This window comes from Janthinobacterium sp. B9-8 (genome assembly GCF_000969645.2).
GTDB lineage: Bacteria > Pseudomonadota > Gammaproteobacteria > Burkholderiales > Chitinibacteraceae > Iodobacter.
This window is the reverse complement of record NZ_CP014222.1, coordinates 4,012,601-4,038,921: the sequence shown is the minus strand read 5'-3', so window position 1 is coordinate 4,038,921 and position 26,321 is coordinate 4,012,601. Positions and strand designations below refer to the sequence as shown.

General features: G+C 50.4%; 10 protein-coding genes. 3 read left to right on the top strand and 7 right to left on the bottom strand.

Annotation, left to right across the window (positions count from 1 at the left end):
- The first annotated feature begins 39 nt into the window (after positions 1–39).
- The gene (locus VN23_RS18170) at positions 40–1,965 is read left to right on the top strand and encodes a bifunctional diguanylate cyclase/phosphodiesterase (RefSeq protein WP_046351625.1); all 1,926 of its coding nucleotides are present in this window, start codon (positions 40–42) and stop codon (positions 1,963–1,965) included.
- A 56-nt stretch (positions 1,966–2,021) separates the two neighbouring features.
- Here VN23_RS18170 and VN23_RS18165 read toward each other — a convergent pair whose 3' ends face one another.
- The 7 genes from VN23_RS18165 to VN23_RS18135 form a co-directional block, all read right to left on the bottom strand.
- Positions 2,022–14,066: a retention module-containing protein gene (locus VN23_RS18165; protein WP_062654934.1), complete on the bottom strand. Its 12,045-nt coding sequence runs from the start codon at positions 14,064–14,066 to the stop codon at positions 2,022–2,024.
- 154 nt (positions 14,067–14,220) lie between these two features.
- Positions 14,221–14,823 carry a response regulator transcription factor gene (locus tag VN23_RS18160; protein ID WP_046353828.1) on the bottom strand — a complete coding sequence of 201 codons (603 nt, stop codon included), beginning with the start codon at positions 14,821–14,823 and terminating at the stop codon, positions 14,221–14,223.
- Complete coding sequence (locus VN23_RS18155; RefSeq protein WP_442905461.1) at positions 14,820–16,235, bottom strand: HlyD family type I secretion periplasmic adaptor subunit; 1,416 nt, start codon at positions 16,233–16,235, stop codon at positions 14,820–14,822. The genes VN23_RS18160 and VN23_RS18155 overlap by 4 nt, the downstream gene beginning before the upstream one ends.
- 8 nt (positions 16,236–16,243) lie before the next feature.
- The gene (locus tag VN23_RS18150; RefSeq protein ID WP_052746827.1) at positions 16,244–18,427 is read right to left on the bottom strand and encodes a type I secretion system permease/ATPase; all 2,184 of its coding nucleotides are present in this window, start codon (positions 18,425–18,427) and stop codon (positions 16,244–16,246) included.
- 108 nt (positions 18,428–18,535) lie between these two features.
- Positions 18,536–19,933, bottom strand: a complete 1,398-nt coding sequence (locus VN23_RS18145; protein WP_197433127.1) for an FAD-binding oxidoreductase — start codon at positions 19,931–19,933, stop codon at positions 18,536–18,538.
- Complete coding sequence (locus tag VN23_RS18140; RefSeq protein ID WP_046353826.1) at positions 19,924–20,862, bottom strand: homoserine kinase; 939 nt, start codon at positions 20,860–20,862, stop codon at positions 19,924–19,926. Before VN23_RS18140 ends, VN23_RS18145 begins: the two co-directional genes overlap by 10 nt.
- A gap of 9 nt (positions 20,863–20,871) precedes the next feature.
- Positions 20,872–21,189, bottom strand: a complete 318-nt coding sequence (locus tag VN23_RS18135) for a DUF2782 domain-containing protein (protein WP_046353825.1) — start codon at positions 21,187–21,189, stop codon at positions 20,872–20,874.
- 259 nt (positions 21,190–21,448) lie between these two features.
- On the opposite strand from VN23_RS18135, the gene polA reads away from it, so the two are divergent.
- Positions 21,449–24,235, top strand: a complete 2,787-nt coding sequence (gene polA, locus VN23_RS18130; RefSeq protein WP_046353824.1) for a DNA polymerase I — start codon at positions 21,449–21,451, stop codon at positions 24,233–24,235.
- Between the two features lie 141 nt (positions 24,236–24,376).
- A complete protein-coding gene (locus tag VN23_RS18125) occupies positions 24,377–26,182 on the top strand; it encodes a type IV pilus assembly protein FimV (protein ID WP_046353823.1) in 1,806 nt (601 codons plus the stop codon).
- The last annotated feature ends 139 nt before the right edge of the window (positions 26,183–26,321 follow it).

Sequence of the window (26,321 nt, the reverse complement as noted above, 5' to 3'; positions counted from 1 at the left end):
AAATACCGAATAAATGCCCAGCTCTAGCAAGGAAATACCATGTCACTCTTTCGCCAGCTCTGGATAATGATCATTCTGGCTACCTTGGTGGCCTTTGCCGGTAGTTTTATTGTGAGTGTCTACACCGCTCGTGGTTATCTAGAGCAGCAGCTCTTTACACAGAGCAACGATAATGCTTCCTCCTTAGCGCTTTCAATGTCGCAACAAAGTAAAGACCCTGCCACGATCGAACTGAATGTAGCCGCTCTTTTCGATACCGGCCACTTTGAGCTGATCCGCTTTAGCGACAACCACGGAAAAACCTTGGTAGAGCGAACAAATAACGATAAAGCCGATGGCGTGCCCAATTGGTTTGTAAAAACTTTTCCCTTGCAAATTGCCTTTGGCAAAGCACAAGTCAGCGATGGCTGGAAGCAAGCAGGTACCATCACCGTCGTCGCCCATTCTCGCTTTGCCTATCAGGCTCTATGGGAAGGCGCAATGCGTCTTTTTGTATGGATTATTGGTGCTGGGCTTGTTTGTGGTGCAGGTTTACAAATTTTACTTAATTGGGTAAAAAAACCAATTACCCAAATGGTTGAACAGGCTGAAGCGATTAGCGAACGACGCTTTATTACCATTCCGGAACCGCGTTATAAAGAATTAAAAAGTGTCGTCAACGCCATGAACACAATGGTGAGCCGCGTAAAAACGATGTTTTCCGAACAAGCTGCACGCATTGATGCGCTGCGCAGTGAAGCCAACCGGGATCCACTCACCCAGCTGCCTAATCGCAACTTCTTTATGGGACGTTTATCTCAAACACTAGAAGACGATGAGGCCGCGCCGAGTGGCATTTTACTCATTATGCGCCTGCATAATTTAGCCGATGTAAACCGCCGCTTAGGGCGGGAACGAGCTGATCAGTTTTTACAAATGGCGGCAGGGCAATTAGCCTCTTTAACAGGACAAGAGCCTGATCGCTTGGTAGCGCGCTTAAATGGCGCAGACTTTGCTTTGCTTGCTCCCGGCCTTGATCGCCAGCAGGGCCTTAATTTAGCCAAAGAGCTTCACCAAGGCTTGGCGGAGCTACGGAGCCATAATTTAACTGACGCAGATGATTTGGCGGCGATTGGCATTGCGACTTATCAGCATAATGACAGTATCAGCCAGCTATTATCCGGTACAGACCAGGCACTTGCCCAGGCAGAAAGCAGCGGAGCCAATGGCACAGGCCATGTCAGCAGCGCCAGTGCCAACCGTGCCTTGCCCGCACAAGACTGGCAGCCTTTGTTGCAAAAAGCATTTAAAAACCACAGCTTTGAGCTGGCTTCTTTCCCGGCCATTTTAATTGATGGACAACCCTTGCACCGCGAGTTATTACTGCGATTACGGCATCCGGAAAGTAATGAATTGCTCACAGCAGGCACATTTATGCCTTTTATCAGCCGCCTTGGGCTGAGTAATACTCTGGATCTGGAGTCAGTCAGGCTGGCTTGCGACGAGCTGAAATTGCACGAAGCCCAGCTAGCGATCAATCTGGAAGCAAAATCGATTGCAGATGAGCAATTTATTGAAGAGCTGCTGGCCATCTTAAGCCAGCATAAAGGTGCAACGCATCGCCTTTGGTTTGAAGTCAATGAGTTTGGCTTCAGAGATGAAATTACCGCCTTAGCTAACTTCGCTCAAAAAATCAGACCATTAGGCTGCAAAGTAGGGATTAAACACTTTGGCCGCCACTTTGGTAGCATTCCTCAGCTTTACGAATTGCAATTAGACTATCTGAAAATTGATGGCAGCTTTATTCAAGGAATTGATCAGCACCCTGGCAATCAAAATCTTGTGAAAGCCATTATCGGCATTGCTTCAGGGCATGACATTCTGACTATTGCTGAACGTGTTCAAACTAAAGGGGAGTGGGATATGCTTAAAACTTTAGGTATTAATGGCCTAAGCGGCCCGATTGCCAGCAAGCCGCTCAATTAATTAATTAAGCCTCATAAAAGCATCAAGGCCAGCAATGCTGGCCTTGATGCTTTTAATTACACATCCGTAATTAATTTACCTTTATTAAGCAGATCTTGAATAATGGCGGCATCTGCTAGGCTGCCATTGCTGGTTAAATCAACGCCGGACAGAATAATCCGCTGATCATCAGCACCCGCATTAAATGGCCCAGAATAACTACCTGCGCTACTCACATGGATAATGGTATCAGTGCCTGATTTTTCAAAATGCAGATACTGCGTCAGGTTGCCGGTTGCCAGCGCATGGTTTTCCCCCTGTAGCAGGTCTCTCAAATCAAGCCTATCGCCCCCTGCGCTATAACTCGCCGTAGTAAAGTCAGTGATTTTATCGATCACAGGAGCACCCACTGCCCCTTTATCTGCCAAGGCCCAGGAGAAGGTATCTGCACCTAAGCCCCCCGCTAACAGATCACTGCCCGCCCCGCCATCTAAGCGATCAGCCCCTACTCCGGCATTGATCACATCATTTGCTGATCCGCCATGAATGATATCGCGCCCTGCTGAGCCAGTAATCGTATCCGAGAGGTTGGTCCCAGAGACTTCCTGTCCACTACGTATCAGGTAATGCCCGTTATTACTTGGATCTTCAATAATATCTTGCAGCTCGGTCAGCACAGGTGCTTGCGTACCGTGGAAGATTGCCATATCTTCAACCCCCAGCGTGACATACGCGCTATCCGCAGTGCCTGATGGTTTAAATTCAACTTTTAAAGCGGCATTGCCTCCTTGTTCCCAATACAAGACCTCTAGGCTATGCATTCCTTCGCTAATCGCGACACCGGTTTGCACACGTGTGGTAGGGGGCTGATTGGCATTGAATTCAAATACCGATTGGCCATCAATTGCAATACGGTAGCCATCATCAGCCCAGACCCGGATATCGTAAGTGCCGGCCGCAAAGTATGCTCCCCCCACCATCCGGATAATCGAATCCGTGGTATTGCCAAAGCTGCTGGTTGCGGCAAGGGCACTGGTGTCGGCCCCCGCATTATTCGCCCCAAGGAAGTTATACAAATTACCCGTGGTAATGGCCGAGCCTGCCGTTACCGAATTATTTGTGCCTAAATTGCCTGTAACCGCGGGAGCAACCCCGTATTTAATTGAGTCGGCAATAAACGTAGCGTCACTTGCCACTGCGCTGGCTTCGGTTTGTGTACCAACAATATTGCTGCCTTGGCGGCCATTAATAACCGAGCTAATGTCGCTGATATTATCAAGATTACCTACCGTATTATCTTGGCTTTGCACGTTATATGTTATGCCACCAGTTTTATCCGGATCATTGTTATATCCAAAGAATTCACCATGCAGGCCAAGGCTGGCATCGGCAATTGCGGAGGTCGACGTAGTCAATTGCAGTGTATTGCCTTGAGCTGGCGGCAGGACATTAATAGTGAGCTGGCTATTAGACAGATCAAGATCGCCATCATTATCAATTAAGGTAAAGCCAATGTTTTCACTGGAGCCAGATGTTTTAAGCACCGGAGGAGTGTAGGTGTATTTACCATCATCCATATCAATGGCAAATTGCCCGCCTAATAAAGTATTTACCTTTAATTGATGAGTCACGGCATCAAAGGTGTATTTATTTGCCGCAGCGCTTGTCACAATCGAATTATTAGCCACATCAAAAGTGTATTTCACACCATCAACCGTAATGTCATTCATATGGCCGCCATCAGCACCAAAGCCTGATGAAGCCCCCGAAATCACACCACCTGTTAGATCACCAGAGTTTGGTAAAACAATGGTGTCCCGCAAAATAGGCGGCAGTTGTGCTAAATCTGTAACGATAATGGCGTTTGCCTCAGACCCGATACCTGTGCCGTTGTAAGCAATAGGATTCAGATTGGTCGCAGTCACACCTGATCCTAAGCCCAATGCCAGAGAGTTAATATCTTTGGTGTTTAAGAAACTAGTCCAGGCCAGCTCTTCAGTCGCATCTAAACCAAGGCTTGGATTAGGTGCACCATCCGAAAAGAAATACCCAATATTCTGCGCACCAGCAATCTTGCCTACATCGTCATAGCGCGCCATCACCTGTCCAACCGCCGCATCATAATTGGTGCCGCCGTTAGCAACGAGAGCGTCCAAAATGACTTTTGCCTCGCTAACACTCATCCATGTTTGCCCGGCACTTTGCTGAGTCGCTGAAGAGCTGCTAAACGTCACTAGCATCACTTTGACATCACCTAAGATATCGTAATCGTCGATCAGCTTAGTAATTGCCTCCTTAGCAACCTGCAGCCTTGTTTTGCCTGGTATTCCACTTGGGTCAGCCATACTTCCAGATACATCAAGCGTTAGGATTAAATTGCTATCTACATTTGGAATCTGAACATTTGCTGTTTTACTCTGCCCAACCGGTGCATCGTCTTCCACATTCACCGTCAGCATAGCTGTGCTGCTCAGGCTACCATCAGACACCTGCACACCAACATTAAATGACTTCACGTCCTCAACGCTATTCACAGGGTGATCAATAGGCCCTTTTAGGGTGACGGTGTAATTGCCCGCATTATCAATCTGAACTTCGGCAATAGTGATAGCCCCAACTTTTGCCACCAGATTTTGCGTACCGCTTCCCGTCCAGACCAAGGCTTGCCCACCCGATGACAAAACATCAGTTGGTGCAATCAAAGAGGTTGTTAATACTGGGCTGTCCGGATCGCTAATCGCGATCGTTCCGGTGCGCACGGCACTATTTGTGGTATCGCTTGGCGAGCCAGTTGTATCAACAATCCCACCCAACAAACCTTCTTCAGAAACCGTAGCACTTGCATTGGCAATCGCTGGTCCGTCATTCACCCCGCTCACATTAATCGTGGCCGTTGCTGGAGACGTATCCACCAAGCCAGTATTATCTTTCGCAGCATAATTAAAACTGGTGCTCCCATTCCAATTTGAATTGGGCTTAAAGTAAACCGTTAAGCTGTTACTGCTGGCTGCTAAATCGGTACCGGCAAGCAGCAATTGCGTCATAGCCACATCACGATACAAGATGCCATTAGCAGGCAGCCCCAGCACACTAAAGCTGGCAACCGTGCCATCGGCATCTGTACCTGCTAGCGTAATCGCAATAGGTGCAGCCTGATCCTCTATCCCCGATGCGCTAACATTATTGGTATTGGGCGCATAATCATTATCCAAAATCCCACCCGTAGCGCTTACTCCACCGATGGTTAATGGCACGGTTTCTGGAGAGGCTTCAACCAGTGCATCATCAACCGTTGGTAGAGTCACGGCAAAGCCAGTGACACCCGCCGGAACGGTAATCAGGCCTGTAGTAGCGTTATAAGTCACACCGTTGCTAAAGGTGGCTGTGCCGTAATCTGCTGTAGATGCAGAGCCTCCGCCTAAATTAAACGCATAGGTTTCTGATTTTGTTGTTGCGGTGCTCAGCGTAACGTTGAAGACCAGATTGTTGCCTTCAACGACGTTATCGTCCGCCACGCCGGGATTACCCACTTCGATGCCGGTAATGGCTGGGCTGTCGTTATCCAGAATGCCGCCGGTGGCTGAAACGCCACCGATGGTTAATGGCACGGTTTCTGGAGAGGCTTCAACCAGCGCATCATCAACCGTTGGCAAGGTGACGGCGAAACCCGTTACGCCTGCCGGAACAGTGATCAAACCCGTTGTGGCGTTATAAGTCACACCGTTACTGAAGGTGGCGGTACCGTAGTCAGCGGTTGATGCTGAGCCGCCGCCAAGATTGAAGGCGTACGTTTCAACCTTGGTCGTTGCAGTGCTGAGGGTCACGTTGAAGACCAGATTATTGCCTTCAACCACATTGTCGTCCGCCACACCCGGATTACCGACTTCGATGCCGGTAATGGCTGGGCTGTCGTTATCCAGAATGCCGCCGGTGGCGCTTACTCCACCGATAGTTAGTGGAACTGTTTCTGGTGTAATTTCAACCAAGGCATCATCAACCGTTGGCAAAGTGACGGCGAAGCCCGTTACGCCTGCCGGAACAGTGATCAAACCCGTTGTGGCGTTGTAAGTCACGCCATTGCTAAAGGTGGCTGTGCCGTAATCAGCGGTTGATGCAGAACCGCCGCCAAGATTGAAGGCGTACGTTTCAACCTTGGTCGTTGCAGTACTCAATGTGACATTGAAGACCAGATTATTGCCTTCAACCACATTGTCGTCCGCTACACCCGGATTACCCACTTCAATGCCGGTAATGGCTGGGCTGTCGTTATCCAGAATGCCGCCGGTGGCGCTTACTCCACCGATAGTTAGTGGAACTGTTTCTGGTGTAATTTCAACTAAGGCGTCATCAACTGTTGGCAAGGTCACTGCGAAATTTGTCACTCCAGCCGGAACGGTAATCAAACCCGTTGTGGCGTTGTAAGTGACGCCATTGCTGAAGGTTGCTGTGCCGTAGTCAGCGGTTGATGCTGAGCCGCCGCCGAGATTGAAGGCGTAGGTCTCAACCTTGGTCGTTGCAGTGCTCAATGTGACATTGAAGATCAGATTATTGCCTTCAACGACGTTATCGTCCGCTACACCCGGATTGCCGACTTCGATGCCGGTAATGGCTGGGCTGTCGTTATCCAGAATGCCGCCGGTGGCTGAAACGCCACCGATGGTTAATGGCACGGTTTCTGGAGAGGCTTCAACCAGTGCATCATCAACCGTTGGTAGAGTCACGGCAAAGCCAGTGACACCCGCCGGAACGGTAATCAGGCCTGTAGTAGCGTTATAAGTCACACCGTTGCTAAAGGTGGCTGTGCCGTAATCTGCTGTAGATGCAGAGCCTCCGCCTAAATTAAACGCATAGGTTTCTGATTTTGTTGTTGCGGTGCTCAGCGTAACGTTGAAGACCAGGTTATTGCCTTCAACTACATTGTCATCCGCCACACCCGGATTACCCACTTCGATGCCGGTAATGGCTGGGCTGTCGTTATCCAGAATGCCGCCGGTGGCTGAAACGCCACCGATAGTTAGAGGTACTGTTTCTGGAGTGATTTCAACTAAGGCGTCATCAACCGTTGGCAAGGTGACGGCGAAGCCCGTTACGCCTGCCGGGACGGTGATCAAGCCTGTAGTGGCGTTGTAAGTCACGCCATTGCTAAAGGTGGCTGTGCCGTAATCTGCTGTAGATGCTGAGCCACCGCCAAGATTGAAGGCGTACGTTTCAACCTTGGTCGTTGCAGTGCTGAGGGTCACGTTGAAGACCAGATTATTGCCTTCAACCACATTGTCGTCCGCCACACCCGGATTACCGACTTCGATGCCGGTAATGGCTGGGCTGTCGTTATCCAGAATGCCGCCGGTGGCGCTTACTCCACCGATAGTTAGTGGAACTGTTTCTGGTGTAATTTCAACCAAGGCATCATCAACCGTTGGCAAAGTGACGGCGAAGCCCGTTACGCCTGCCGGAACAGTGATCAAACCCGTTGTGGCGTTGTAAGTCACGCCATTGCTAAAGGTGGCTGTGCCGTAATCAGCGGTTGATGCAGAACCGCCGCCAAGATTGAAGGCGTACGTTTCAACCTTGGTCGTTGCAGTACTCAATGTGACATTGAAGACCAGATTATTGCCTTCAACCACATTGTCGTCCGCTACACCCGGATTACCCACTTCAATGCCGGTAATGGCTGGGCTGTCGTTATCCAGAATGCCGCCGGTGGCGCTTACTCCACCGATAGTTAGTGGAACTGTTTCTGGTGTAATTTCAACTAAGGCGTCATCAACTGTTGGCAAGGTCACTGCGAAATTTGTCACTCCAGCCGGAACGGTAATCAAACCCGTTGTGGCGTTGTAAGTGACGCCATTGCTGAAGGTTGCTGTGCCGTAGTCAGCGGTTGATGCTGAGCCGCCGCCGAGATTGAAGGCGTAGGTCTCAACCTTGGTCGTTGCAGTGCTCAATGTGACATTGAAGATCAGATTATTGCCTTCAACGACGTTATCGTCCGCTACACCCGGATTGCCGACTTCGATGCCGGTAATGGCTGGGCTGTCGTTATCCAGAATGCCGCCGGTGGCTGAAACGCCACCGATGGTTAATGGCACGGTTTCTGGAGAGGCTTCAACCAGTGCATCATCAACCGTTGGTAGAGTCACGGCAAAGCCAGTGACACCCGCCGGAACGGTAATCAGGCCTGTAGTAGCGTTATAAGTCACACCGTTGCTAAAGGTGGCTGTGCCGTAATCTGCTGTAGATGCAGAGCCTCCGCCTAAATTAAACGCATAGGTTTCTGATTTTGTTGTTGCGGTGCTCAGCGTAACGTTGAAGACCAGATTGTTGCCTTCAACGACGTTATCGTCCGCCACGCCGGGATTACCCACTTCGATGCCGGTAATGGCTGGGCTGTCGTTATCCAGAATGCCGCCGGTGGCTGAAACGCCACCGATGGTTAATGGGACTGTTTCCGGAGTGATTTCAACCAGCGCATCATCAACCGTTGGCAAAGTGACGGCGAAGCCCGTTACGCCTGCCGGAACAGTGATCAAACCCGTTGTGGCGTTGTAAGTGACGCCGTTACTAAAGGTTGCTGTGCCGTAGTCAGCGGTTGATGCTGAGCCACCACCAAGATTGAAGGCGTACGTTTCAACCTTGGTCGTTGCAGTACTCAATGTGACATTGAAGACCAGGTTATTGCCTTCAACTACATTGTCATCCGCCACACCCGGATTACCCACTTCGATGCCGGTAATGGCTGGGCTGTCGTTATCCAGAATGCCGCCGGTGGCTGAAACGCCACCGATAGTTAGAGGTACTGTTTCTGGAGTGATTTCAACTAAGGCGTCATCAACCGTTGGCAAGGTGACGGCGAAGCCCGTTACGCCTGCCGGGACGGTGATCAAGCCTGTAGTGGCGTTGTAAGTCACGCCATTGCTAAAGGTGGCTGTGCCGTAATCTGCTGTAGATGCTGAGCCACCGCCAAGATTGAAGGCGTACGTTTCAACCTTGGTCGTTGCAGTGCTGAGGGTCACGTTGAAGACCAGATTATTGCCTTCAACCACATTGTCGTCCGCCACACCCGGATTACCGACTTCGATGCCGGTAATGGCTGGGCTGTCGTTATCCAGAATGCCGCCGGTGGCGCTTACTCCACCGATAGTTAGTGGAACTGTTTCTGGTGTAATTTCAACCAAGGCATCATCAACCGTTGGCAAAGTGACGGCGAAGCCCGTTACGCCTGCCGGAACAGTGATCAAACCCGTTGTGGCGTTGTAAGTCACGCCATTGCTAAAGGTGGCTGTGCCGTAATCAGCGGTTGATGCAGAACCGCCGCCAAGATTGAAGGCGTACGTTTCAACCTTGGTCGTTGCAGTACTCAATGTGACATTGAAGACCAGATTATTGCCTTCAACCACATTGTCGTCCGCTACACCCGGATTACCCACTTCAATGCCGGTAATGGCTGGGCTGTCGTTATCCAGAATGCCGCCGGTGGCGCTTACTCCACCGATAGTTAGTGGAACTGTTTCTGGTGTAATTTCAACTAAGGCGTCATCAACTGTTGGCAAGGTCACTGCGAAATTTGTCACTCCAGCCGGAACGGTAATCAAACCCGTTGTGGCGTTGTAAGTGACGCCATTGCTGAAGGTTGCTGTGCCGTAGTCAGCGGTTGATGCTGAGCCGCCGCCGAGATTGAAGGCGTAGGTCTCAACCTTGGTCGTTGCAGTGCTCAATGTGACATTGAAGATCAGATTATTGCCTTCAACGACGTTATCGTCCGCTACACCCGGATTGCCGACTTCGATGCCGGTAATGGCTGGGCTGTCGTTATCCAGAATGCCGCCGGTGGCTGAAACGCCACCGATGGTTAATGGCACGGTTTCTGGAGAGGCTTCAACCAGTGCATCATCAACCGTTGGTAGAGTCACGGCAAAGCCAGTGACACCCGCCGGAACGGTAATCAGGCCTGTAGTAGCGTTATAAGTCACACCGTTGCTAAAGGTGGCTGTGCCGTAATCTGCTGTAGATGCAGAGCCTCCGCCTAAATTAAACGCATAGGTTTCTGATTTTGTTGTTGCGGTGCTCAGCGTAACGTTGAAGACCAGATTGTTGCCTTCAACGACGTTAACGTCCGCCACGCCGGGATTACCCACTTCGATGCCGGTAATGGCTGGGCTGTCGTTATCCAGAATGCCGCCGGTGGCTGAAACGCCACCGATGGTTAATGGCACGGTTTCTGGAGAGGCTTCAACCAGCGCATCATCAACCGTTGGCAAGGTGACGGCGAAACCCGTTACGCCTGCCGGAACAGTGATCAAACCCGTTGTGGCGTTGTAAGTGACGCCGTTACTAAAGGTTGCTGTGCCGTAGTCAGCGGTTGATGCTGAGCCACCACCAAGATTGAAGGCGTACGTTTCAACCTTGGTCGTTGCAGTACTCAATGTGACATTGAAGACCAGGTTATTGCCTTCAACTACATTGTCATCCGCCACACCCGGATTACCCACTTCGATGCCGGTAATGGCTGGGCTGTCGTTATCCAGAATGCCGCCGGTGGCTGAAACGCCACCGATAGTTAGAGGTACTGTTTCTGGAGTGATTTCAACTAAGGCGTCATCAACCGTTGGCAAGGTGACGGCGAAGCCCGTTACGCCTGCCGGGACGGTGATCAAGCCTGTAGTGGCGTTGTAAGTCACGCCATTGCTAAAGGTGGCTGTGCCGTAATCTGCTGTAGATGCTGAGCCACCGCCAAGATTGAAGGCGTACGTTTCAACCTTGGTCGTTGCAGTGCTGAGGGTCACGTTGAAGACCAGATTATTGCCTTCAACCACATTGTCGTCCGCCACACCCGGATTACCGACTTCGATGCCGGTAATGGCTGGGCTGTCGTTATCCAGAATGCCGCCGGTGGCGCTTACTCCACCGATAGTTAGTGGAACTGTTTCTGGTGTAATTTCAACCAAGGCATCATCAACCGTTGGCAAAGTGACGGCGAAGCCCGTTACGCCTGCCGGAACAGTGATCAAACCCGTTGTGGCGTTGTAAGTCACGCCATTGCTAAAGGTGGCTGTGCCGTAATCAGCGGTTGATGCAGAACCGCCGCCAAGATTGAAGGCGTACGTTTCAACCTTGGTCGTTGCAGTACTCAATGTGACATTGAAGACCAGATTATTGCCTTCAACCACATTGTCGTCCGCTACACCCGGATTACCCACTTCAATGCCGGTAATGGCTGGGCTGTCGTTATCCAGAATGCCGCCGGTGGCGCTTACTCCACCGATAGTTAGTGGAACTGTTTCTGGTGTAATTTCAACTAAGGCGTCATCAACTGTTGGCAAGGTCACTGCGAAATTTGTCACTCCAGCCGGAACGGTAATCAAACCCGTTGTGGCGTTGTAAGTGACGCCATTGCTGAAGGTTGCTGTGCCGTAGTCAGCGGTTGATGCTGAGCCGCCGCCGAGATTGAAGGCGTAGGTCTCAACCTTGGTCGTTGCAGTGCTCAATGTGACATTGAAGATCAGATTATTGCCTTCAACGACGTTATCGTCCGCTACACCCGGATTGCCGACTTCGATGCCGGTAATGGCTGGGCTGTCGTTATCCAGAATGCCGCCGGTGGCTGAAACGCCACCGATGGTTAATGGCACGGTTTCTGGAGAGGCTTCAACCAGTGCATCATCAACCGTTGGTAGAGTCACGGCAAAGCCAGTGACACCCGCCGGAACGGTAATCAGGCCTGTAGTAGCGTTATAAGTCACACCGTTGCTAAAGGTGGCTGTGCCGTAATCTGCTGTAGATGCAGAGCCTCCGCCTAAATTAAACGCATAGGTTTCTGATTTTGTTGTTGCGGTGCTCAGCGTAACGTTGAAGACCAGATTGTTGCCTTCAACGACGTTATCGTCCGCCACGCCGGGATTACCCACTTCGATGCCGGTAATGGCTGGGCTGTCGTTATCCAGAATGCCGCCGGTGGCTGAAACGCCACCGATGGTTAATGGCACGGTTTCTGGAGAGGCTTCAACCAGCGCATCATCAACCGTTGGCAAGGTGACGGCGAAACCCGTTACGCCTGCCGGAACAGTGATCAAACCCGTTGTGGCGTTATAAGTCACACCGTTACTGAAGGTGGCGGTACCGTAGTCAGCGGTTGATGCTGAGCCACCACCAAGATTGAAGGCGTACGTTTCAACCTTGGTCGTTGCAGTACTCAATGTGACATTGAAGACCAGGTTATTGCCTTCAACTACATTGTCATCCGCCACACCCGGATTACCCACTTCGATGCCGGTAATGGCTGGGCTGTCGTTATCCAGAATGCCGCCGGTGGCTGAAACGCCACCGATAGTTAGAGGTACTGTTTCTGGAGTGATTTCAACTAAGGCGTCATCAACCGTTGGCAAGGTGACGGCGAAGCCCGTTACGCCTGCCGGGACGGTGATCAAGCCTGTAGTGGCGTTGTAAGTCACGCCATTGCTAAAGGTGGCTGTGCCGTAGTCAGCGGTTGATGCAGAACCACCGCCAAGATTGAAGGCGTACGTTTCAACCTTGGTCGTTGCCGTGCTCAATGTGACATTGAAGACCAGATTATTGCCTTCAACCACATTGTCATCCGCCACGCCTGGTGTGCCCACTTCGATTTGGCTAATAACTGGATCATCTACTGGTGTAATGGCAATCGTTAGGGTGCTGCTGCCTGTACCTCCCAATGGATCGACAACGTTATAGGTAATCACAGGCACAGGGCCGTTGTAGTTATTGGCCGGGGTGAAGGTGTAATCACCATTAGGGGCAATAATCAGCGTGCCAACATTAGGGATAAGGGCGGGCTGACCAGTCGTGAATGTATCTGGCAAGCCTGCAATAGTGAAGCCTGTAACGGTTAAAGCGCCATCAGGATCGCTATCGTTGCTCAGCACATTACCTGTGGCAGGTGTGTCTTCGAGCACGGTTGCGCTATCTGCTTGTAAATTAGCCGGATCATCAACCGGTGTAACGGTCAGCGTTAGGGTGCTGCTGCCCGTACCTCCCTGAGGATCAAGCACATTGTAGGTAACAACAGGCACTGGGCCGTTGAAGTTATTAACAGGGGTAAAGGTGTAATCACCATTGGGGGCAATAGTCAGTGTGCCAACATTGGGAATAAGAGCAGGCTGGCCAGCAGTGAATACATTAGGCAGGCCTGCAATGGTGAAACCTGTAACGGTTAAAGCGCCATCAGGATCGCTATCGTTGCTCAGCACATTACCTGTAGCAGGCGTGTCTTCGAGCACGGTTGCACTATCCGCTTGTAAATTAGCCGGATCATCAACCGGCGTGATGGTCAACGTTAATGTGCTGCTGCCTGTTCCACCCACCGGATCCACAACACTGTAGGTAATCACAGGTACAGGGCCGTTGTAATTAGTAAGCGGTGTAAAGGTGAAATCGCCATTGGGTGCGATAACCACGCTGCCCACATTGGGAATGCTGGCTAACTGGCTGGCAGTAAATACTTCTGCCAGACCAACCACAGTAAAGCCTGTCACGGTAAGCGGGCCATCAGCGTCTGCGTCATTGCTTAGTACATTACCTGCAATAACAGCACCTTCTGCACCACTCACATTGTCTGGCCCCAAGACAGCCGGGTTTGGGCTGGCTTGAACTGGCAAGGCTGTAATCAGAGGTAAATCAAGCGTGCCTAAATTAGACCCGGCAAAGTTAAAAGCCAGTGGATCAACGCCTTCCGTAATCCGGCCTAATTGCACAAAGGAGTGCCCATCCTCAACACCCGCTCCACCTGCCAAGCCCGCCGCGGTTGCTTCTAATTCTGTACTTAAATCCTGACCGCTAGCGATAGCTGCAGCAATTTGATCAGTTGAAGCATTCAGATCAGCAATCGCTGCCGAAGCCGCATCGACCGGTGCGCTACCCAGCATTTGGGCATCAATTTGTACTGTTCGGTCTCCGCCAATTTCGAGCAGCTCGCCATTAGGCATCAGTAGCTGCACTCGCCCATCGGCCGAGGTAACAAAGATTTCATTCTCATTCAATTGTTGGCCTTCTTTTAAAGGCACAGACTTCCCTGTTGCATCCCTCAAAAAAGCACTGCCATTGATATTGACAACAGTAGCATGAGGTTTGCTTACACTAATTTGCTCGGCCATGATCGCTCAACCATTGAATAAGTTAGGCTTCAGGCTAGTCCCATAACAATTGAATTCCTACTGTACCTAAGTACAGCGGCATATGCCGCCGATCAGAAAAAGGCCCCGTATCAACGGGGCCTTTCTGTGTGACTTACGCTGCGACATCAAGCACTTAGCGTATTCCTTTCGCCAACAATGCAAGTTGCAAGCGATCACTCACATTTAGTTTTTCAAAAATCAGGCTGAGGTGAAACTTAACCGTCCTTTCGGTAATGCCTAATTCACGGGCAATATCTTTATTAACGCTGCCATTGGATGCAAGCTGCGCCACTTCGCGCTCTCTGGCAGTTAAGGGCGCCATCCAAGCTTGAGTATCTTTAGGCACAAACAACTTATTCATTGATCTAATCAGCGCCTGCAAAATAGCAGGGCCAGCCCATACTCCTCCTGCAATCACGACGCTCAAAATAGCTTGAAGAGATTCACTCGAAGCATAAGCATGACAGTAACCACGAGCACCAGCCGTTAATGCCGCCAAATGCTCAGCATCGCTTGGTGTTGAGCTTAAAAAAATAACCTGATTAGATAAAGTGTAGGTCAGCCAAATAATATCGCTCAGCACAGGCAAGCCGGGTTTGGCCAAATCAACCAGCACCACACGATCTGATACCTGATTTAACGCAGATAAAGCATCCAACCTCAAAAAATCTTGTTGAGTGCCTTGCTGAATATGAGCAAACAAGGAGTCATCGGCAGTTAAAATAGAGAAGTTCATCGCTCAGTCAACGCATTAGATTTTGCTCGGAGTACCGGTTTCAACAGATAAGACAGCACCGTTTTTTTACCAGTCAGAATATCAACTTCGGCCACCATACCCGGAATAATGGGTAGCTTTTTATCCCCAGCCTTCAAAAAACTGGCATTCGTTCTTACTTTTACAATATAAAAAGCGTTCCCTTTTTCATCCACCACGGTATCTGCACTAATGTGTTCCAGCTTTGCATCAAGCCCGCCATAGATAGAGAAATCATAGGCAGTAAACTTCACAATTGCTGGCGCGCCAGGCCGCAAAAAGGCGATATCTTTCGGCAAGATACGAGCTTCCAGTAATAGCGCGTCATCGCCTGGCACAACTTCAATAATATCCTTACCCGGTTGCACCACTCCACCCACGGTATTTACTTGCAACTGCTTCACCGTGCCATTTACGGGAGAGCGGATTTCAGATTGCTTTACCCGATCAGCCAAGGCCACGCTGCCTTCGGTCAGACTGTTGAGCTTGCCGACTGTTTCACCTAATTCTGAGCGAGCCTGATTTCTGAACGTCAGCTCTACTTCACGAATTTTGCTGCCTGCCTCGCTCATTGCCGATTGAATACGTGGAATTTGTGATCCTGCGGAATCTCGCTCACCCAAATAACGCGATACATCACGCTCTAAGCGTAAGACTTCCACATCAGACACCGCGCCACTTTTCAGCAGCGGCTTGGTGGCTTCCAGTTCACGCAAAGTGAGCGCATAGCCCTGCCCTGCTTGCTCACGCCTTGCACGCGCTTCATTCAGCTCTTGCCCACGCTGCACCAGCTGCTGCTGTGCACCGCTGATCAGAGCATTCATTTCAGCCTTGCGGGATTCATACAAGCCCCGCTCCTGAATCACAATCTCAGGCGATTCGGCTTGTACTTCGGCAGGAACAATAAAGGGCAAACCAGAAGACAAAGCCTCAAGACGCGCAGCCTTGGCTTTCAAAGATAAATATTGCGCACGATTTTCTTTAAGTGATGACACAAAGCGTGTTGGATCAATCGTCACCAGTAATTGCCCCATTTTTACCTGCTGGCCTTCTCTGACTAAAATCTCCTTAACAATCCCGCCATCTAGGCTTTGAATCACCTGAATCTGCCGTGAAGGAATCACCTTGCCTTCGCCACGCGTTACTTCATCAACTTTTGCAAAGCCAGCCCAGAGCAGCACAACCAGCACGGTAAATGCCGAAGTCCAGACTAAAACTCTGGCTCCGCGAGGACTTTGCTCAACAATGACCCAATCGGCATCGGCCACAAAATCGCTGTGATCGACCATCGTGTCGGATTCACCCCGAAACAGATAGCGATCAAACCAATACGAACTTTGGCTCACTACTTTTTGCCAGTTTTTTTTCCAAAAACCGGGCTTTGTGCTTTCAATCTGCATCATCAGCTGGTCCTACCTATTCTGCCCTGCTGCAACGCCTCAATCACCTGTGCCTTAGGCCCATCTGCCACCACCTGGCCTTGGTCTAACACAATCAAACGATCGACTAAATCAAGCAGCGAGGTACGGTGCGTCACCAGTAGCAGTGTTTTTTGCATCACATATGCTTTTAAGCGCGCTTTTAGTTTTTCTTCAGACAAATGATCCATGGCACTGGTTGGCTCATCAAGCAACAACATCGGTGGATCATTCAACATGGCACGAGCAATAGAAACCGTTTGCCGCTGCCCGCCCGATAAGGAGTCTCCCCGCTCGGCAATCAGCATATCAAAGCCACGCGGGTGCAGATCTGAAAACTCCTTCACCCCGGCCAGCTCAGCAGCGGCCAAAATACTGGCATCATCTGCAAACGGTGCACCCATCGCAATATTCTGGCGCAAAGTGCCGTAAAACAAGATGGGCTCTTGCGGCACATGGCCGATGGCACGACGCAGCTCTGCCGGATCGATTTGCCGGGTGTCCACACCATCAATCAGCACGGCGCCTTCTGTAGGGTAATAAAGGCCAAGAATCAGTTTTTCTATCGTAGTTTTACCCGAACCAATCCGGCCAATAATGGCCATTTTTTCACCGGCTTTTAATTTAAACGACACATTATTAAGTACTTTTTCATCGCTACCGGCATAACCAAAGCTGACATTTTTAAACTCGATATCCCCCCGGAACGATTCACGGTGCAAGAAATTACTGTCTGCCGGCCGCTCAACCGGCAACTTCATATGCGATTCAATACCAGCCAGGGAAGTGCGTGCATTTTGGTACTGCATTAGCAAACCCGCCACTTGCCCAAGCGGCGCTAAGGCCCGACCCGACAACATAGAAGCGGCGATAATCCCCCCCATCGTCACCATATTTTCGGTGAGTAAATACACCCCCACAATAATCACCACTACGCTCACCAACTGGCTAATCAGCGAAGCAAAGTTAACCGTGGTTGATGAAAGCAATTTAAGTTTTGAGCCTACTTGCGCCAGAAAATGCGTTGAACGCTCCCAGCGGCGCTGAAACTCACTTTCTGCCCCCATCACCTTAATTGTTTCAATCCCCACCAAGCCTTCAACCAAGGTGGCATTGCGCTGAGCTGATGCGCGCTGTGTAAGCTCAACCATCTCCTGCATTTTGTCTTGGGCAAGCAGCGTAAACACCACCACTAACACAATCCCTACCATGGCAGGCACCGCCAGCCACGGTGAAATCCACACCATAACCAGCAAGAAAATGAGCACAAAAGGTAAATCAACCAAGGTGGTAATCGACGCCGAGGCGATGAAATCACGCACCGATTCAAACGCCCGCAAATTAGCCACAAATGAGCCCACCGATGCAGGACGTGCCTCCATACGCAGACCCAAGACCCGCTCCATGATCAAGGCAGATAAGGTGACATCAATGCGCTTGGATGCCACATCAATAATATGGCCGCGAATCGTTCGCAAAATAAAATCAAAGCACAATACGGCCAATGCGCCAATCGCCAACACCCACAGCGTTTCCAGTGCATGATTGGGGACCACTCGGTCGTATACGTTCATGGAAAACAGCGGCATAGCCAAAGCCAAAAGATTAATCAGCAAAGCGGCCAGCAGGGCATCACGATATAAGCGCCAGTTATCCTGCACCACCCCCCAAAACCAGTGACGGCTACGCACCGAGCCATGCTCGGGTGCGCGCGTTTCAAACCTGAATTTAGGCCGGACAAAAATAACAATCCCGTTATGCGATTCGGCCAATGTTTCTGCATCAATCAGCTCAGAGGATTCACCCGTTTCCGGAAAGCAAACGCGGGCCAGTCCTGCTTCGGCCCACTCTAGCAATAAGCAAGCACCACGATCTTTTAATAACAAAATAACAGGGAACAGACTGGTAGGTAGTTCCTGTAAGGAACGGCGCACCACGCGGGCAGACAAACCCGCCCGGGCCGCAGCACGCGGCACGAGGGAAGGCGACAATAAATTATCTGTCAGCGGCAAACCTGCGGACAAAGCCTCACAGGTCCACGGACTGCCATGAATGCGTGTTAGCTCGGCTAAACAATCTAGAAGGGGATCAAAACGACTCTGATGTTCACCCACACGCCAGTCAGGACGCTCAGTCGCTTTAAAATGGCTGGGATTGGACTCGCTCATGCCTGATTCATTTTAGTAGTTATGAAAAGTAATTCTACGCATAATGTAAGTTAATTCATATACACAATAGACCGAAACTTAATATATAAGAAAATGATTACATAATATCTAATCGATAAATACTTTACCTGGGTTCATTATTTGCGCTGGATCAAACACTTGCTTTATTTGTTGCATCAGCGCTAATTCTAAAGGATTTCTATATTTAACTAAATGATGGCGTTTTAATTGCCCAATTCCATGTTCTGCACTGATACTGCCATTGTGATCTGCAACACATGAATAAACAATATCATTGACCATAGGCTCATCTGCATATAAAGCAGACGTTTTATCTGTGCGAAAAACGTTGTAATGTAAATTGCCATCGCCTAAATGTCCAAAAGCAATAATTACCGCATCATTAAATGCCAATTGCAATTGATGCCCGCATTCATTTAGAAATGCCGGGATATTTCCCACTGGCACACTAATATCATGCTTGATACTTACACCCTCTCTGCGTTGCGCTTCGGGGATATGCTCCCTCAACCGCCAGAAATCCTTGGCTTGCCTGCTATTTTGCGCAAGCAAAGCATGATCGCAGCCCATAATATGTAAAACTTCAGCAAGCTGATCTGTCAGTACATGACTATCCCCGCCATCTGATAACTCCACCAGCACCGCCCACTCAGGCAAAGGGCTAAAAGGGTGAGGCAAATTCGGGCATTGTTTAGCCAATAATTCAAAACAGGGCCGGGAGATCAACTCAAAAGACGTCACCCTATCTCCTACTGCGGCTTGCACTCCACGCAGCAGATCCACCGCTGCGGTAGGATCATCCACCGCCACAAGTGCCGTTGCATGCGCCGTTGGCAGAGGATAAAGCCGCAACACAGCCCGGGTAATCACGCCCAATGTGCCTTCTGATCCTACAAACAGCTGCTTTAAATCATAGCCTGTATTGTCTTTTCTTAAACCTCGCAAACCATTCCAGATTTCGCCACTGGCCAGCACCACCTCCAAGCCCAACGTCAGCTCACGCATATTGCCGTAACGCAAAACATTAACGCCGCCAGCATTGGTTGCCAAAGCACCACCAATCCGGCAAGAACCAGCAGCGGCCCATTCAGCCGGAAACAGACGATTCGCCGCCCTTGCCGCCGCCTGCACATCGGCCAGAACGGCCCCTGCTTCAACCGTAATGGTGTTGTTATCTGCATCAACTTCCAGTACCTGATTCATCCGCTCCAGCGATAAAATCAGTGCCGCACCCGAAGCATCAGGCGTTGCTCCACCGCATAAGCTGGTATTGCCTCCCTGAGGAACAATCGCCACACCATGCCGGGCACACAATTGAACGACAGCAGCCACTTCAGTGCTGGAGCGCGGCCTTGCCACAGCCAGTGCAGCCCCCTGATAACGGCGACGCTGATCTAAACAATAAGCCGCCGTATCCTTACCTGTTAAAACCCCAGCGGCATCCAATAAATAATTCAGCTCATCAAGAAAAATCTTCACAGCCAGAAATCCTGACGTTCTGCATGCGCGCTAATCACCCGCTGGAAATGCAGTGGATCTTTAGCAAAGGTCATTTCGCCTGCTGCGGGCTTATGAAAATCATACAAGCGGGAAACCCAGAAACGCAGTGCTGCAGCACGCAATAACACGGGCCAAGCCGCAATTTCGTCGGCTTGTAGTGTGCGAACCGCTTGATAGCCTTGCAATAAAGCACTGGCACGCCCCGGATCAATATCTCCAGATTCTGTAACACACCAATCGTTCAGTGTAATTGCCAAGTCATACAACAAGGTGTCATTACATGCGTAGTAAAAATCAATAAAACCACCCACATGATCGCCATTTAATAACACGTTATCTCTGAACAAATCAGCATGGATCACGCCCTGCGGCAGGCCATCAAAATGATGCTCAGCTTGCAAGCTCAGCTCAGCCCGCAGCTGCTCTGCATCAGCCTTATCCATCAAATCAAATAATTGTGGCGCAGTTGCATTCCACCAATCGGCGCCACGTGGATTACTCATTTGCCCGCGATAGCTACGTGCCGCCAAATGCATTTGCGCCAGCATTTCCCCAACTTCGGCGCATTGCGTTGCATTCGGCTCGTCTACCACCGTGCCGGGCACGCATTGCACTAACAATGTTGGGCGGCCATTCAGCACATCCACATATTGATCATCCAGATTAGCAATCGGCGCGGCCACGGCAATGCCATGATGAGCGAGATGGGCCATTAAATTGACATAAAAAGGCAATTCATCCGCAGCCAGATTTTCAAATAATGTCAGCACATAACGACCGTGCGTCGTTGTTACAAAGTAATTGGTATTAGTAATGCCAGCGGCAATACCTTTAAGCTCCAGCAAGCTGCCAATGGAGTAACGCTTCAGGAAGGGACCGAGGTCTTCCGCAGTCACGGTAGTAAAAACGGACATAGATTCAACTCAAAATTCAAAAATAACCCAACGTGGCACAGATAAATTACTACCACCCAAATCATCGCTACGATCAAAACGCCCCTGCCCTTCCTTATCTATCAGGAAATAAGGGGGGCCAACTTTTGGCGTTACTTTCACCATATAAAGTTTTCCTCGCAAGCGATACTCAGCAATCGTTGCATCTGATTTTTCAATCACGCGCACTTCCGGCGCTTCCAGCACTTTGCCCTCGCTTTCTGTGGCAGGTAATGGAGGCGGCACGTCGCTAGGTTGAGCTGCGTAGACAGAGCTACTTACTAATAGGCTAAGTAAAATCAGGCGCATGGTGTGGTTTCCTTTTGAGACCAGCACGAGCTACTTGCTCGAGTCTGGTTTATTCTTTACAGCGGGCAGCGCAAGTAACGCTTTTTATGAGCAGATATCTAGATCTAAGCTGACACATTAAACACAACGGCTCAATAGCTTAAGCCTTATAATACGCTGGATTTATTGATGGCTTAACATCAAAGCCAAACAATGGCTTAAGCCAAGATCACAAATACCCAGCTGTTTTTCTTACACCAAGTATAGAGAGTTTCATCGCATGGCGACCCTGCTTTTAATTGACGGCTCCTCCTACCTCTACCGAGCCTTCCATGCGATCCGCGATCTGGCAGCTCCAGACGGCACGCCCACCAATGCTTTGTACGGCTTTGTTAATATGCTGAAAAAGCTGCGCCAGCAAACACCAGCCGATTATATCGCCTGCGTATTTGATGCCAAAGGCAAAACCTTCCGCGACGATTTATACAGCGAATACAAGGCGCATCGCCCATCTATGCCCGATGAATTGCGTGTGCAAATTGCACCAATTCACGCCGCAGTGAAAGCATTTGGTATCAAGATACTGATGGTGGATGGTGTAGAAGCTGACGATGTGATTGGTACACTTGCAAGCTGGGGTACAGAACACGGTATTACTACCATTATGTCGACCGGCGATAAAGATATGGCACAGCTGGTTAATCAATATGTGCGTATCGAAAACTCGATGACCGAAGAAGTGCTCGATATCGAAGGCGTCATCAATAAATTTGGCGTGCGCCCTGAGCAAATTGTCGATTACCTCGCTCTGATTGGCGATACCGTTGATAACGTGCCTGGCGTTCCAAAATGCGGGCCAAAAACCGCGAAAAAATGGCTCGATGAGTACCAAACACTCGATGCCGTGATGGCCAATGCCGCCGCAATTAAAGGCGTAGTGGGTGAGAATTTACGCAACACACTAGAATGGCTGCCGATGGCCAAGCAGCTGGTTACCATTAAATGTGATCTGGATTTAAGCAGCGAGCTGCCACAGCAATTTGCCGATCTGGTGCCGCAGAGCGAAGACTGGGACACGCTGCTGGGGATATTCCGACTAGCCAATTTCCGCAGCTGGATACGCGAAGCAGAAAGCAAAGCCGCTGCTGCTTCCATTCCAGCCCCAGCGAACGACGATTTATTCAGTTTGGTCGCCAGCAACGGTCCCATTACCGAAGCAGAAAGCATCGCCCCCATCATCGACTCGCCTGCCGAGCTCACGCCTGCCCCACGCAACTATCAAACCATTCTGAGCGATACCGAGCTAGATGACTGGCTAGCGCAGCTGATGGCCGCTTCAGTCGTGTCGCTCGATACCGAAACCACGGGTCTGGATGCTTTAAACTCGCAAATTGTCGGCATGTCGTTTTGCATAAGTGAAGGCCATGCAGCCTATCTGCCGCTCGCTCACCGCGGGCCAGATGCGGTCGATCAACTACCGCTGGATGCCACACTAGCCAAGCTTAAACCTTGGCTAGAATCAGCCAACCATAAAAAACTCGGTCAGAATTTAAAATTCGACCAGCATATTTTTGCTAATCACGGCATTGCACTGGCGGGGGTCGAAGACGATACCCTGCTGATGTCTTACGTGTTGGCCAGCCACGAAAAACACAGTATGGATGCGCAAGCGGAGAGAGAGCTGGGCGTTACCACGATTAAATTTGAAGAGCTGTGCGGCAAGGGCGCTAAGCAAATTGGCTTTGATGAAGTTGCGGTCGATATCGCCAGCGTTTACGCCGCCGAAGATGCTGACATTACCTTGCAACTGGCTCACGCTCTGCTGCCGCGCCTGACGGGTGGGCTGGCGCATGTTTACCGTGAAATCGAAATGCCATCGCGCAGCATCTTGTTTGAAATGGAGCGCACTGGTGTGTTGCTCGATAGCCAGAAACTCAATCAGCAAAGCCATGAAATTGGCCTGCGCTTACTGGCACTCGAGCAAAATGCTTACGATTTAGCGGGGCAGCCATTCAATCTATCCAGCCCCAAGCAAATTGGCGAAATTTTCTTTGAGCAGCTCAAGCTGCCCGTCATCAAGAAAACCCCCAAGGGCGCACCATCTACTGATGAAGAAGTGTTGCAAGAACTAGCAAAAGACTTCCCGCTGCCCAAAGTGCTGCTCGAACACCGTTCACTATCCAAACTGAAATCGACTTACACCGATAAGCTACCGCTGATGGTCAACCCACGCACTGGCCGCGTGCATACCAGCTACAACCAAACCGTGGCGATTACGGGGCGCTTAAGCTCTAGCGAACCTAATCTGCAAAATATCCCGGTAAAAAGCATGGAAGGCCGCAAGATTCGCGAAGCCTTTATCGCACCAAAAGGCTGGCAAATCATGTCGGCCGATTACTCTCAAATCGAGCTACGCATCATGGCGCACCTATCTGGCGATGAGGCCATGATTGCCGCATTTAATTCCGGCGAAGATATCCACCGCACCACCGCCGCCGAAGTGTTTGCCGTGGCGCTGGATCAAGTCAGCAGCGAGCAGCGCCGTTACGCCAAAAGCATTAACTTTGGCCTGATTTACGGCATGGGCGTATTTGGCCTTGCTGCCCAGCTGGAAATCCCGCGCGACGCCGCCAAAAACTTTATCGACCGCTACTTTGCACGCTTCAACGGTGTAGCCCAATATATGGAAAACATCCGCGCCAGCGCCAAAGAATACGGCTATGTAGAAACCGTCTTTGGCCGACGCCTCTGGTTGCCAGAAATAAAATCTGCCAACGCTGCCCGCCGTGCAGGCGCGGAACGTGCGGCCATTAATGCCCCCATGCAAGGCACGGCAGCAGATTTAATTAAACTAGCCATGATTAATGTGGCGGACTGGATTAAGACCGAGGGCTTGCAAAGCCGTTTAATTATGCAAGTACACGATGAGCTGGTGCTGGAAGTCCCCGATTCAGAAGTCGAAATGATGCGGGAACAATTACCGCTTAAAATGTCGGCAGCCGCCAAGCTCACCGTGCCCTTACTTGCAGAAGTAGGTGTTGGGCTGAACTGGGAAGAAGCTCATTAAAACTGCGCTCTCTTTGTCAGCCCTAAGTAAATAGTCTACAGTCCAACTAAATCTATAAATTACATCTACATAGCATTAAACGGCTCATATTAATCGATGATAACCACCATATCCCTAAGCAGACAGCGCTTTAGCTGCAAAATGCTGTGCTTGGCTCTGGCTTTAGCTTGGAGTGGGTCTGCTACGGCCCTCACTCTGGGTGAGTTATCTATCCAATCCGCAGTGGGCCAACGCTTTCGTGGCAGTGTGAGCTACCAGCTCTCACCTGAAGACGGCTTAGCCGAAGACTGTAGCAAACTCAGCATCACTGCCCCAAACAACGATCTGCCCGGAATTGGCCAAGCGACACTGCGCCTGCAAAGTAAGGAGCGCGGGGGGCGAATTCTGATTCAATCCAACGATGCCGTTTATGAGCCAATGGCGGGCTTCAGTATTAAAATGGAATGCAAAGGACAGCAGCTGCAACGCAGCTATACCGTCTTTTTAGACCCTGCCCCGCTTAATCTTCCAAGCATCATAGAAGACAACAGCCAAGTAGCAAGCCCTAAAACCACTCCGGCGCAGGTACGCAGCCGCCGGGCCGCAGCCGCCGTCATCAAGCCTGATGGGCAAACTACCTCACGCAGCGCACTCAAAAACACCACCACACCCGCACCTAGCGCGGTAATCCCCTTGCCCTCGAGCAACGGACAACTGCGAATTGAAAGTGAATTAAGTTTTAAAAACCAAGCACCTGCGGTGCTGAGCCCGGAAGAGCTAAAAACCAAGATAGCCATGATGCAAAGCTTGCAAGAGCAGCTGCAATCAGAAATGGCACGCCTGCAACAATCCATGCTACACCTGCAAACTTTAAGTGGTGCCAGCGTAGCCGTCAGCAGCACCAGCCCTGCACCTGCGGCCACATTAAGCATCAGCAATAGTGAAGCAATACTGCCTTCAGCCACGCCTGCTCCAACCCCCGTTGCACCCAAACGGCTGCGCGTTGATGAATCTGCTGGCAACAATAGCTGGTGGATGGCCGTTGTTCTTGCTTTATTAGCGGCAGGCGCCGGATTTGGCCTATGGCTGCGCCGCAAAAAAAATCAAAACACCTGGGATGCTGATGCAGAAAGCTCTATCTCCCAAGTGTCCCGCACGCATAACGCCAAGCCAGCCGATGCACAGCAGAGCGAGCATTCCTTATTTAGGCATAGCCAGCTTTTCTATGGCGGAATTGAAGTTCAGGAAGAAGACGGCAGCGCCACACTAGAGCGTGCGCAACTCTTGGTGGCTCAAGGCGAAACCGATCAGGCAATCGAGCTTCTGTATCACACCATTGAAGAAAACGAAGCGGATACTGAGCCGTGGCTACTGCTGTTCCGCGTATTACGCCAGCAAGGCATGAAAACAGAGTACGCCCAGCTTGCCAGACGCTTCCACGATTTAGGTGGCGACGCAGATGATTGGGCTTTAGTGCGTAATATTGGCTATCGACTTGATCCAGACAATCCGCTCTATAGCGCCCATCTTGAGGAGAGCAAAGTAGCCAAGCCAGCTCAAGTTGCGCTTGAAGAAACCCCGGTTGAAATCGCCATCGAATCCAGCATCTCGCTCACTAAGCCTGTAAGCACTGAGCCTGCAGAAATCGCTATTGATACGGAACCACTGCGTGAACAAGATGCCATGCTGATGGAGTTTTTATCACCGGCAGCAGAAGTTGAAGACACTTTTCCACACACCGATGCACCGCAAATCATCTCGCTTGACCTGCCATCACTGGAGTTTTCTCCCCCAGAAGAAGAAAACAGCCCCTTGAATATCTCTTTAATAAACAATGATATTGAAGAAGAAACCATCGAAGCGTCAATTCCCGGTGATGATGCGGAAACATTCGAAGAAATTGATTTAGTCGAATTAGAAATCGAGCTACAGCCTCCCCTGTCAGTCTTTGAGCCACGTAAAAGCTAATCACACCCAAACGGGCTAATCTACCCCGCCTTGCTGTATCTCTTAAGCCATTCAACAACGCTGGCATAGCGCAATTGCAATCAGCACCCCTAGAAAAAAATTTACAACCACTAAGTTCCTACTCCGCTCCAAACCTAGC

Coding starts and splice junctions, on each gene's coding strand:
- VN23_RS18135 (WP_046353825.1), bottom strand. CDS start 21,189: ATGCGCCTGATTTTACTTAGCCTATTAGTAAGTAGCTCTGTCTACGCA.
- VN23_RS18125 (WP_046353823.1), top strand. CDS start 24,377: ATGCTGTGCTTGGCTCTGGCTTTAGCTTGGAGTGGGTCTGCTACGGCC.
- VN23_RS18170 (WP_046351625.1), top strand. CDS start 40: ATGTCACTCTTTCGCCAGCTCTGGATAATGATCATTCTGGCTACCTTG.
- VN23_RS18165 (WP_062654934.1), bottom strand. CDS start 14,066: ATGGCCGAGCAAATTAGTGTAAGCAAACCTCATGCTACTGTTGTCAAT.
- VN23_RS18140 (WP_046353826.1), bottom strand. CDS start 20,862: ATGTCCGTTTTTACTACCGTGACTGCGGAAGACCTCGGTCCCTTCCTG.
- VN23_RS18150 (WP_052746827.1), bottom strand. CDS start 18,427: ATGAGCGAGTCCAATCCCAGCCATTTTAAAGCGACTGAGCGTCCTGAC.
- polA (WP_046353824.1), top strand. CDS start 21,449: ATGGCGACCCTGCTTTTAATTGACGGCTCCTCCTACCTCTACCGAGCC.
- VN23_RS18160 (WP_046353828.1), bottom strand. CDS start 14,823: ATGAACTTCTCTATTTTAACTGCCGATGACTCCTTGTTTGCTCATATT.